General features: G+C 71.4%; 5 protein-coding genes. 3 read left to right on the top strand and 2 right to left on the bottom strand.

Features of this window, described 5'->3' with window-relative positions; translation table 11 throughout:
- Positions 1–210 precede the first annotated feature (210 nt).
- Together ACJ8AN_RS35300 and ACJ8AN_RS35295 are read left to right on the top strand one after the other, a co-directional pair.
- Positions 211–7,392: an Ig-like domain-containing protein gene (locus tag ACJ8AN_RS35300; RefSeq protein ID WP_407759969.1), complete on the top strand. Its 7,182-nt coding sequence runs from the start codon at positions 211–213 to the stop codon at positions 7,390–7,392.
- Positions 7,393–7,479: 87 nt separating this feature from the next.
- Complete coding sequence (locus tag ACJ8AN_RS35295; RefSeq protein WP_407759968.1) at positions 7,480–8,427, top strand: metallophosphoesterase; 948 nt, start codon at positions 7,480–7,482, stop codon at positions 8,425–8,427.
- A gap of 9 nt (positions 8,428–8,436) precedes the next feature.
- On the opposite strand, the gene hemW is transcribed toward ACJ8AN_RS35295, so the two are convergent.
- The gene (gene hemW, locus ACJ8AN_RS35290) at positions 8,437–9,660 is read right to left on the bottom strand and encodes a radical SAM family heme chaperone HemW (RefSeq protein WP_407759967.1); all 1,224 of its coding nucleotides are present in this window, start codon (positions 9,658–9,660) and stop codon (positions 8,437–8,439) included.
- Positions 9,661–9,665: 5 nt separating this feature from the next.
- A complete protein-coding gene (locus tag ACJ8AN_RS35285; RefSeq protein WP_407759966.1) occupies positions 9,666–11,474 on the bottom strand; it encodes a gliding motility protein in 1,809 nt (602 codons plus the stop codon).
- Between the two features lie 193 nt (positions 11,475–11,667).
- Between ACJ8AN_RS35285 and ACJ8AN_RS35280 the strand changes: the two genes are divergently transcribed.
- Positions 11,668–12,659, top strand: a 992-nt coding sequence (locus ACJ8AN_RS35280; protein WP_407759965.1) for a M16 family metallopeptidase, incomplete at its 3' end; no start/stop codon positions are given.

Raw genomic sequence — 12,659 nt, 5'->3', positions numbered from 1 at the left:
GCGGGCGGCGGCCCGTTAATGCAAGCCGTTTGCAACTACAACGGCCAGGAACTCGCGGCCGGGGGGGCAATTGACCTATGCTGAACAAAAGGGCGCGCGATGGCTCCGGCTTTGCACAGGGGCGCCCCGGTCATCCACCCCACCTTCTTCGACCCCAGGTTCCTCATGAGAACACCCCACCCAACGACTCCGGCCGAGCGCCGGGGGCCCGTGACCCCGACGTCCGTGCCCTCGCTGCTGCTGGCCCTGCTGGTGCTGATGACGGCGGGCCTGGCCCAGGCCGCGGCCACCAGCAACGAGGCGCCCAAGCTGCGCTACTCGAACGACCTGCACGGCAACTTCGCCCTCGTCGGCAACACGCTCGGGCAGGACTGCCGCGAAACGACGCCCCGGCCGCTGATCGGCAAGATGCCGCCCAACACCTTCGTGTACGGCGAGGGCACCTGCTCCAGACGCGACACCTCCCCGGACTTCTTCTGGACCCTGGATGACTGGACGCTCGAGAACACGGGCGCCAGCACCCGTCCCTACGTCCTGTCCGGCGGCACCACCACCGCGGCCATTGATTCCAAGCTGGCCCGCAGCCAGGCCGTGCTCGGCCTGCCCACGGGGGCCAGGGTGGTGTACGCGCGCCTGTACTGGGCGGCGACCCGCTTCAACAGCTCGGCGGGCGACAAGGTCGCGGCGCCGGACCTCACCGCCACCTTCTCGCGGCCGGGCGTGGCGGGCTTCGAGAAGTCCCTCACCGCCGACGACTCCGCCTTCGAGTACCAGCCCGGCCAGGAGTACCAGTACCAGTCCTCGGTGGACGTCACGGCGCTGGTGAAGGGTTTCGGTCCGGGCCCCTACCAGGTGAGCGACGTGCAGGCCATCCCCTTCGAGGCCACGACGGGCGAGTACCTCTTCGACTCCTGGTGGCTGGTGGTCTTCTACGAGGTGCCGGGCGCCACCAAGCGCCACGTGAAGCTCTTCGACAGCATGCGGGTGGTGGCGGGCTCTCCGGGCACCAGCGTCTCCCTGGATGGCTTCTACGTGCCGCCCTATGCCGTCGACGCCAAGCTGGGCGTCATCGCCTTCGAGGGTGATGACCCCGCCCCCGACATCAACGACACCTTCGAGTTCAACGGCGTCCTGCTCAGCAACGACCTGAACCCGGCCAACAACTTCTTCAACAGCACGCGCTCGTGGACGACGAAGAACACCGGGGTGACGACCGACACGCCGCTGTCCGCGGCCGACCCGGGCTCCGACGGGGTGTTCGACACCTACCCCGTCAGCAACAAGGGGGACCGTCCGCAGCTCACCGGTACGCCGGGCAGCCTCTCCGGCATGGACCTGGACGTGGTGGACGTCACGGTGGCCGCCGGCGACCACACGGCGACGGTGAAGGTGAACACCAGCGGCGACAAGTTCTGGCTGGGCGGCTTCATCACCTCCATCACCACCCAGGCCCCGGACTTCACCAACACCATCAAGTCGGCCAAGAACCTCACCCGCGCCGACGGCACCGTCCGCGCCGGCGACATCATCGAGTACACCATCTCCACCATCAACGTGGGCGATGACGCCTCGCGCGACACGTACCTCACGGATCCGCTGCCCGCGCAGCTCGACTACGTGCCCGGTTCGCTGCAACTGCTCTCGGTGGCGGCGAGCGACACCCTCCTCTCCGGTCCGCTCACCGACGCCAAGGGTGACGACGTGGGCCAGTACGACGCGCCCACCCACACCCTCACCGTCTTCCTGGGCACGGGCGCCACGCCCACCAAGGGCGGCAGCCTCAAGGGCATCCTCACGGCGGGTGACGTGGGCGAGAGCACCCGCATCTCCTTCCAGATGAAGGTCAAGCCCACCACCTCGGGCCGCGTGGACAACCAGGCCTTCATCACCGCCGGCGGCATGCTGGGTATCGACCCGGTGACCACGGCCTCGCGCAGCCCGGCCGGGAGCGGGCCCACGAAGATCGAAGTCGCCATCGTCCCGCGGCCCGTCATCACCACGCCGGAGAATGGCAGCCTCATCTCCAACAAGACGCCCATCATCTCCGGCACGGCGCTGCCGGGGACCACGGTCACCGTGACGGAAGGCGGCACGACGCTGTGCACCGCCACCACGGACGCCTCGGGCAACTGGTCGTGCACGAGCGCCTCGCTGGGCGAGGGCCTCCACGACATCACCGCGGTGGCCACCGACAGCTCGGGCAACCCGAGCCAGCCGGCCACCGACAGCTTCACGGTGGACACGGTGGCGCCCGGCGCGCCCGTCATCACCGCTCCCGCCTCCGGCGCCACGCTCACCATCCAGCGCCCGGTGTTCACCGGCACCGCCGAGCCCAACGCCACGGTCATCGTGAGCGTGGATGGCAAGGTGATTGGCCGCGTCGTGGCGGATGCCTCGGGGAACTGGTCCCTGCCGGCTCCGGAGCCGCTCGCGGATGGCGCGCACACCGTCAGCGCCACGGCGCAGGACGCGGCGGGCAACATCGGCACCGCGGCCAGCGTGCCGTTCACCATCGCGGCCAACCCGCCCGACACGCGGATCGACGCCCAGCCGCCGCTCAAGGACACGAGCTCCACGGCCACCTTCCAGTTCTCCGCTCCGGGCCGCTTCGACATCGGCAGCTATGACTGCAGCCTCGATGGCCGGGCCTTCGTGTCGTGCGACAGCCCGAAGGTCTACACGAGCCTGCCCGACGGCAAGCACACCTTCGCCGTGCGCGCCCGGACCTACGGCGGCGTGGTGGACCCCACTCCGGCCACGTACACGTGGTTGATCGGCCTCGACAGCGACAACGACGGCATCCCCGACAGCATCGAGAAGACCACCGGCACCAACCCGAACGATGACGACTCGGACGACGATGGCATCCTCGATGGTAACGAGGACAAGAACGCCAACGGCCTCGTGGACGACGGCGAGACCGACCCGCGCAAGGCCGACACCGATGGCGACGGCCTCCAGGACGGCACCGAGCTGGGCCTGACCGCCGGCCAGGGCACGGGCACCAACGCGTCCGTCTTCAAGCCCGACGCGGACCCGAGCACCACGACGGACCCGCTCGACGCGGACACCGATGACGGCGGCGTGGCCGATGGTGTGGAGGACATCAACCACAACGGCCAGGTCAACTCGGGCGAGACCGACCCGAACGTCAAGGCCGACGACAAGACCGTGACCGACACGGACGGCGACGGCATCCCCGACAGCACCGAGACCTCGCTCGGCCTGGACCCGAACGACGCCGACACCGATGACGACGGCGTCATCGACGGCCTGGACGGCACCACCGACACGGATGGCGACGGCCTCATCGACGCGTTGGATCCGGACAGCGACAACGACGGCATCAAGGACGGCACCGAGCTGGGCGTGACGCTGGCCACCGCTCCGGCGGGCACCAACACCAGCTCGCCCAACTTCGTCCCCGACGCCGACCCCACCACCAAGACGGACCCGAAGAACGCCGACACCGACGGTGGCGGCGTGCCCGACGGCACCGAGGACAAGAACCACAACGGCCGCGTCGACTCGGGCGAGACCGACCCGAACCTCAAGTCGGACGACGACACCGACGGCGACGGCGTGCCCAACTCCACCGAGGTGGCGCTCGGCCTGGATCCGAACGACGCCGACAGCGATGACGACGGCGTCATCGACGGCCAGGACGGCATCGTCGACACGGACGGCGACGGCACCATCAACGCGCTCGATCCGGACAGCGACAACGACGGGCTCAAGGACGGCACCGAGCTGGGCGTGACGCTGGCCACCGCTCCGACGGGCACCAACACCAGCTCGCCCAACTTCGTCCCCGACGCCGACCCCACCACCAAGACGAATCCGAAGGACGCCGACACCGACGACGGTGGCGTGTCCGACGGCACCGAGGACAAGAACCACAACGGCCGCGTCGACTCGGGCGAGACCGACCCGCTCAACGGGTTGGACGACGACACCGACGGCGACGGCGTGCCCAACGCCACTGAAATCGCGCTCGGCCTGGATCCGAACGACGCCGACAGCGATGACGACGGCGTCATCGACGGCCAGGACGGCACCACCGACACGGACAGCGACGGCACCATCGACGCGTTGGATCCGGACAGCGACAACGACGGGCTCAAGGACGGCACCGAGCTGGGCGTGACGCTGGCCACCGCTCCGGCGGGCACCAACACCAGCTCGGCCAACTTCGTCCCCGACGCCGACCCCACCACCAAGACGAATCCGAAGGACGCCGACACCGACGACGGTGGCGTGTCCGACGGCGCCGAGGACAAGAACCACAACGGCCGCGTCGACTCGGGCGAGACCGACCCGAACGTCAAGGCGGACGACATCACCACCGCGGACAGCGATGGCGATGGCCTGACGGACGCGCAGGAGACCACCCTCGGGACGGATCCGTTCGATGATGACACGGACAACGACGGCCTCACGGACGGCTACGAGGTCTCCACCTCCAAGACGAATCCGCTCAAAAAGGACACGGATGGTGATGGACTCCAGGACGGCACCGAGCTGGGCCTGGTCACTCCCCAGGGCCTGAACACCGACCTGGCCGTCTTCGTCGCCGACGCGGACCCGTCCACCAAGACCGACCCGCTGAAGGCGGACACCGACGGCGGCAGCGTGTCCGACGGTGCGGAGGATGTGAACCACAACGGCCGCGTCGACGCGGGCGAGACCAACCCGCTCGTCGCCTCGGACGACCTCCGCGACTCCGACAACGACGGCATCCCCGATGCCATCGAGACCGCCACGGGCACCGACCCGAACGACCCCGACACCGACCACGACGGCATCCCGGACGGCATCGAGGACAAGAACCACGACGGCAAGGTGGACCCCGGCGAGACCGACCCGCGCAGCGCCGACACCGACGGCGACGGCCTCCCCGATGGCGTCGAGGATAAGAACCACGACGGCATCGTGGACCCGGGCGAGACGGATCCGACGAAGGCCGACACCGACGGTGACGGCATCAAGGACGGTGACGAGGACAAGAACCACAACGGCGTCGTGGACCCGGGCGAGACCGACCCGCGCAACCCGGACACCGACGGTGACGGCGTCCCCGATGGCAAGGAACTGGAGGTGGGCCTGAACCCGACCGACGCGGACAGCGATGACGACGGCGTCATCGACGGCCAGGACGGCCTCACCGACACGGATGGGGACGGCCGCATCGATGCGCTCGACGCGGACAGCGACAACGACGGGCTCAACGACGGCACCGAGCTGGGCGTGACGAAGGCCACCGCGCCGGCGGGCACCGACACGAGCTCGCCCAACTTCGTGCCGGACGCCGACCCCTCCACCAAGACGAACCCGAAGAAGGCCGACAGCGACGACGACGGCCTGTCGGACGGTGCCGAGGACAAGGACCACGATGGCCGCTTCGAGTCCGGGGAGACCGACCCGAACGACCCCGACACCGACCACGGTGGCATCAAGGACGGTGACGAGGTGAAGAGCAACAGCAACCCGCTCGACGACTCGGACGACCTGCTGCTCGTGGGCCGTGGCTGCAGCAGCTCGGGCAGTGGCTCTCCGCTGGTGTGGCTGGCGGCGATGCTGCTCGCCGTGCCGATGATGCGCTCGCGGCGCGCCTCGCGCCGTGGCACCGCGGCGGCCGGTGGGCTGCTGGGTGTGCTGGGCCTGCTGTCCGCTCCGGCGGCGGAGGCCCAGTCGCCCACGCCGTCCCCGCTGTCCCAGTCCATCGACGTGCAGCGCTACAAGCCCGGCCCGGGCGCCACGGACATCCTCGGCGTGCACGGCGCCCAGGTGGACGGGCACCTCGGCTGGCACCTGGGGGCGTCGCTCGACTACGCGAGCAACCCCCTGAGCTTCCTCGACCCGCGCCAGGACAACTTCGTCTACAACGTGGTGGCCAATCAGCTGACGTTGGACCTGATGGGCTCCCTCTCGCTGTGGAACCGGTTCGAGCTGGGCGTGGCGGTGCCCATCACGTACCAGTCCTCGCAGTCGGGCGCCGCCCTCATGCCGGCCTTCCAGGACGGGGTGACGGGCGCGGGCCTGGGTGACGTGCGGCTGGTGCCCAAGGCGCACCTGCTGACGGTGGGCGGGTTCGACCTCGGCGTGGTCGTCCCCGTGCTGCTGCCCTCCGCGGGAGGCCAGGCCTTCCGCGGCGGCTCGGGTGTGAGCGCGCGGCCCCAGGTCATCGGCGAGTGGGGCAACGGCAACGGGCTGCGGGTGGTGGCCAACCTCGGCGCCAACCTCCAGCCCGAGCAGCAGGCGCGCAACCTGCACACGGGCACCGAGCTGATGTACGCGGTGGGTGCCCAGGTGCCCCTCAGCGAGAAGCTCGCGCTGCGCGCCAACCTCGCGGGCGCGTTCGGGTTGAACGACCAGGACATGGAGGGGCGTCCGCTGGAGCTCCTCGCGGCGGTGCAGTACCGCATCACCCCGGGGCTGGCGGCCCACGTGGGCGGTGGCCCGGGCCTCTCCCGCGGCTACGGCACGCCGGGCTTCCGCCTCTTCGCGGGCCTGGACTGGACGCAGCCCGGTGAGCGCGCTCCCGCCGCTCCGCCTCCGCCCGTCGACTCGGACGGGGACGGCATGGCGGACAGCGGCACGGACAGCCAGGGCCAGGCCCTCCAGGACAAGTGCCCCGCCGAGGCCGAGGACAAGGACGGCTTCCAGGACGACGACGGCTGCCCGGATCCGGACAACGACGGGGACGGCATCCTGGACGTCAACGACAAGTGCCCGATGCAGCCCGAGACCGTGAACGGCTTCGAGGACACCGACGGCTGCCCGGACGCGAAGCCGGCGGTGGACACGGACAAGGACGGGCTGATGGATGACGAGGACAAGTGCCCGGCCCAGCCCGAGGACAAGGACGGCTTCCAGGACGAGGATGGCTGCCCCGACCCCGACAACGACAAGGACGGCGTGCCGGATTGGGAGGACCAGTGCCCCCTGCAGCCCGAGGTCATCAACGGGGTGAAGGACGAGGACGGCTGCCCCGACGAGGGCAAGTCCAAGGTGCGCCTGGAGTCCAAGCGCATCGTCATCCTGGACAAGGTCTACTTCGCCACGGCGAAGGACGTCATCCTGCCCAAGTCGTTCGACCTGCTGAAGCAGGTGGCGGCGGTGCTCAAGGCCAACCCGCAAATTGAGCTGCTGCGCGTGGAAGGCCACACGGACAACCAGGGCAAGCCGGCGGCCAACCAGAACCTGTCGGATCGCCGCGCGGCCAACGTGCGCTCCTTCCTCATCCGCGAGGGCGTCGCCGCGGATCGTCTCGAGTCGGTGGGCTACGGGCAGACGAAGCCCGTGGACTCCAACAAGACGGCGGCGGGCCGTGAGAACAACCGCCGCGTGGAGTTCAACATCCTGAAGGTCGCGGGCGAGAAGGCCCCGTAGTCCGCACCCCGGCCCTTGCCGGACAGGGACGGCGCGAGCAGGCAAGCGACCTGCTCGCGCCGTTTCCATTTGGGGTAGGAACGCCTCATGCTCTTCACCCTGCTCGTCCCCATGCTCCTCGCCGCGGCACCTCCTCCGGCAGCACCCGCCCCGTCCCGACTGGAGGACGCGGTGCCCGACACCTTTTCCGGTGTGGAGCGCGTGGTGGCGGTGGGCGACGTGCACGGGGACGTGCAGGCGCTGAAGGACGTGCTGCGGCTGGCCGGCCTGCTCGACGCGAAGGAGCACTGGAGCGGCGGCAAGGCGCACCTGGTGCAGACGGGCGACATTCCGGACCGGGGCGAGCACACGCGCGAGGCCTTCGAGCTGCTGATGCGGCTGGAGACGGAGGCGCTCGCGGCGGGAGGCCGGGTGCACGCGCTGCTGGGCAACCACGAGGTGATGAACATGCTCGGGGACCTGCGCTACGTCACCCCGGGCGAGCTGGCCTCGTTCGTGGACCCGTCGGCGGCGGCGGACGCGCCCGGCTCGCCGAGAGGGATCGAGGGGCACCGCGCGGCGTACGGCCCCCAGGGGCGCTATGGCCGCTGGCTGCGGACCCACCCCGCGGTGGTGCGCATCAACGACACCCTCTTCGTGCACGGGGGCGTCGCGCCCGAGGCGCCGGGGAAGACGCTGGCCGAGCTCAACCGCTGGGTGAGGCAGGACCTGTTCCCCGGCAATCCTCCGGGCGGCGGGACGAACCCGGAAGGGCCGTTGTGGTTCCGCGGCTACGCGCTGGGCGAGGAGCAGAGCACGGGCCCCGCCCTGGAGACGGTGCTGCGACGCTTCGGCGCGAAGCGGATGGTGATGGGGCACACCACCGAGCGGGACGGGAAGGTGCGCACGCGCTTTGGCGGCAGGGCGGTGTTCATCGACACGGGGCTGAGCACCGGCTACGGCCACCACCTCGCGGCGCTGGAGCTGCGTGGCGGCAAGGTGGCCGCCCTCTACGCCGACGGGCGTGTGGAGCTGGAGTCGCCGCCGCTGAAGTGAGCGCGGCGGTTAGAGGAGCCGCGCGGCGATGGCGCTGTGCACGTCCGCGCCCGCGTCGGTGAGCACGAGCCTCGGGCCATCGAGCCTCGCGAGGCCATGTTGAATCAACCGGGCGATCTCGGCGCGGCGAGGCGCGGGGTCCTGGCCGTAGCGCGCGCACACCGCCTCCCAGTCCACCCCGGAGCGCAACCGCAGCCCCATGGCCAGACGCTCCTCGAAGAGCTCCTGGGAGGTGAGCGCCTCGCGGCTGGACTCGGGGAGCTGCCCCTCCTCCGCCGCGCGCATGTACGCGTCCGAGCCGCGCAGGTTCACGTAGCGGTAGCCCGAGGGCCGCGCCCCCGGCGCCGACGTGAGCAGCATGCCCGTGGCGCCCACGCCCAGCGCGAGGTACTCGCCGCCCGTCCAGTAGAGCGCGTTGTGCCGCGAGTGGAAGCCCGGCCGCGCGTGGTTGGAGATTTCGTAGCGGCGCAGCCCGTGGGCCTCGTAGGCGTCGCGGATGGCCTGCGCCATCTCCACCACCTCCTCGTCCGGAGGCAGCGCCAGCTCACCCTTGTCGAGCTGCCGCGAGAGGGGCGTGGCCACCGCGAGCACCTCGCGCTCCACCGTCAGCGCATAGGTGGACAGGTGCTCGGGCCCGAGCGCCGCGGCCTGGCGCGCATCCGCCTCCGCCTGCGCCCGCGTCTGCCCGTGCACCCCGTAGATGAAGTCCATGGACACCACGTCGAAGCCCGCCCGGCGCGCCGTCTCGTAGGCCCGCGCCGCTTCGAGGCCGGAGTGCTCGCGCCCCAGGGCCTTCAGCGTCTCCTCGTGGAAGGACTGCACGCCCAGCGAGAGCCGGTTGACGCCCGCGGCCCGGTAGCCCGCGAAGCGCTCGGCGTCCGCGACGCTCGGGTTGGCCTCGAGGGACACCTCCGCGCCCGGCGCCAGCGTCAGCCGCGCCGCCACGCCCTCCAGCACGTGCGCCACCCAGCGCGGGTGCCAGATGGACGGCGTGCCGCCGCCGAGGAAGATGGACTCCAGGGGCCGCGTCCGCAGCGAGGGCTCCGCCGCCAGCCGCGCATCCAGCTCCGCCAGCACCGCGCGCGCATAGCGCTCCTCGGGCACCTGGCGCACCACCGCCACCGCGAAGTCGCAGTAGGGGCACTTGGAGAGGCAGTACGGGAAGTGCACGTACAGCCCGAACCGCGCCGCCGCGGTCCCCGTGAGTGGGTCGATGGGGCCCGCGAATTCCATCCGCGCTACTTCGCTCCCTTCAGTTGCGCGAGCTGCGCCTCCAGCCGGGCCACCTTCATCTTGTAGCTGGCCGCCGCCTCCAGCGCCGTCTCCGCCGCCCTCAGCTTGCGCTTCATCGCCGCCACGTCCTCCTTGAGCTGGTCGCGCTCGGCGAGCAGCTCGGCCGGAGCGCCCGTCTCCTCCGAGGCCTCGGCATGCCGCTCGCGCTCCTGCGCCAGCTCCGCCTCCAGCTCCGCCACGCGCGCCTCCAGCGCCTCGTCCGGCGCCTGGCCCTTGCCGCTCCGCGAGGTCTCCAGCGCGCCCTCCAGCATCTTCACCCGCTGCCGCAACCGCTCCGCCTGCTCCTCGGCCTCGCGCGCGCGGCTCCCGGCGTCCAGCTCCTCCACCTCCAGCTCCGCCTCCGCTCCCGCCGCCTCCCGCTGGGCCGCCTCGTCCTTCGCGCGCGCCAGCTCCGCCTCCACGTCCGCCAGTGCACGCGACAGGTCCTGCCGGTCCGACTCCACCGTGCGCAGCTCGGCCTCCAGCTCCGCCGCCCGCACCGCCCGCGCCTGCACGCGCGCCAGCTCCGACTCCACGTCCGCCAGCGCGCGCGACAAATCCTTCCGGTCCGACTCCACCGTCTGCAGCTCGCTCCGCAGCGCCACCACCTGCGCCTCGGCCTGCTCCGCCGCCTCGCTCAGCGCCGCCGCGTCCGCCTCCATCCGCTCGCGCAGCCCCACCACCTCCGCCTCCGCCACCTCCGCTCGCTCGGAGAGATCCGCCGCCTCCGCGCGCGCCGCGTCCCGCTCGGCCTCCAGCTCCCGGGTGCGCGCCTGCGCCTCCTCCAGCGAGCTGCTCGACCACTCGGACTCCGCGAGCGACGCCTCCAGCTGCGCCACCCGCTCCGACAGCCCCACCCGCTCCGCCTCGGCGAGCTGCTGCTCGTGCTGGGCCGCCTTCAGCGCCTCCGCCGTCTGCTCCAGCTCGGACACGGTGGCCTGGTACTGCTCGCGCACGGCCTCCAGGGCGCCCTGCATCTCGGCGCGCTCGGCGGCCAGCTCCGCCACCCGGTCCTGCGCCAGCGACAGGGCCTCCTTCGCCCCGACGAGTTCCTCGGCGAGCGAGCCCCGCGAGTCCCGCTCGTGCTTCAGCTCCCCGGAGAGCCGCGACAGCTCCGTCTCCACCTCGGCCAGCGCGCGCGAGAGGTCCTTGCGGTCCTCCTCCGCCGTGTGCAGCTCGCCCTGAAGCTCCGCCACCTTCGCCTCGGCCACGGCCGTGCGTGCCGCCTCGCGCGCCAGCGACGCCGAGGACTGCTCCAGCTTCGCGGGCAGCTCCTCGAGCGCGCCGAGCCGCTCCCGCGTCTCCGCCACCTGCCGGAGCAGCGCGGCCTCGGAGAGGCGGAGTGTCTGGAGCTCGGCCTCGCGCTCGGCGTACAGCGCCCGCGCCCGGGCCAGCGTCTCCGTCTTCTGCTTCAGCACCGAGCGGAAGTGCTCGAGCTTGTCCTCCGGGGCGCCGCCCAGCGGCAGGCGCGGCTCGTGAGGCTCGCCGAAGGGGTCCGCGGCGCCCACGGGACGGGCCGGGGCGGCCGCCGCGGACTCTCCCCGGGGCACGTCCTGCACCGACGGCAGGGACATGGCGGGCCGGAAGGCGGCCGGGGTGGCGGAAGTCGCCTTGCCCGGGACAGGAGGGGGCATGGCCCTGCGGGGAGGCAGCGGAGGGGGAGCCGCGGCGGGACGTGCGGATGCGGCGGCCACGGGCGCCACGGAGACCGCTTCCGCCTCCAGGCTCTCCCGCAGCTCGGCGAGTGGATCCAGCTCCTCTGACGACGACCCCATGAGGGCCGAGGTTAACGTTCGCGGCGTCGCTTCTCCACCTGCGTCGGCGGGCCGTAGAGAAACCCGGCCACCCGTCTGGTCTCCAGGCGCACAACAGGGTCGCGTCGGGCCCCTCCGGGCGTTAGGGACTGGTCGTAAAGGGCCCCGGCTCGCCTTGCCTACCCCTACTGCCGGTGTCAGGTTCGGACGTTCCATGGCACAGCGCTACACACTTCCCAACGGACTCACCGTCGTCTTCGACGAGCAGCACACCGCCCGGGTGGCCGCCTTCCAGGTGTGGGTCAAGGCCGGCAGCGCCGACGAGCGCCCCGACCAGGCCGGGCTCGCGCACCTGCACGAGCACATGCTCTTCAAGGGCACGGCCCGCCGCGGCCCCGGGGAAATCGCCCGCGACGTGGAGGCCCACGGCGGCGAAATCAACGCCTGGACGTCCTTCGACCAGACGGTCTACCACATCGTCCTCGCCAGCCAGTTCGCCCGCATGGGCCTGGACATCCTCGGCGACGCCATCCGCGCCTCGGCCTTCGACGCGGAGGAACTGGCGCGCGAAATCGAGGTGGTGTGCGAGGAAATCAAACGCAGCCAGGACACGCCCGCGCGGCGCGCCTCGAGAGATCTCTTCTCCACCGCCTACCAGGAGCACCCCTACCGCCACCCCGTCATCGGCACCGCCGAGAGCGTGCGCAGCTTCAGCCGGGACAAGGTGCTCGAGTTCTACCGGCGCCACTACACGCCGGGGAACCTGGTGCTGTCGGCCGCCGGGGACTTCACCGAGGCGGAGCTGCGCCGGTGGGTGGACGAAATCTTCGGCGGGGACTGGGGCCGGCCGTACGAGGGAGGCGTGAGCCGCGCGCGAGAGCCCGAGGCCACGCGCCGCCGCGTGCTGCTGCGCCCGGACGAGGTGAAGGAGGCCTACCTCAACCTCGCCTTCCCCATTCCCCAGGCGGACCACCCGGACGTGCCCGCGCTGGATGCGCTGGCCATGCTCGCCGGCCAGGGCGAGGCCTCGCGGTTGGTGCTGGAGGTGAAGCGCAAGCGCAGCCTCGTCAACGACATCCACTCGTACGCCTACACGCCGAGGGACCCGGGCCTCTTCACCGCCAGCTTCACCCTGCCTCCCGGCAAGCTGCCCCAGGCGCTCGAGGAGACGGTGCGCGTGCTGAGCGCGCTGCGCACCAGCGTGGT

Origin of the sequence: Archangium sp. (assembly GCF_045802675.1) — a bacterium.
In the GTDB taxonomy this organism is placed as follows: Bacteria; Myxococcota; Myxococcia; order Myxococcales; family Myxococcaceae; genus Archangium.
This window is presented reverse-complemented; position numbering and strand designations above follow the sequence as displayed.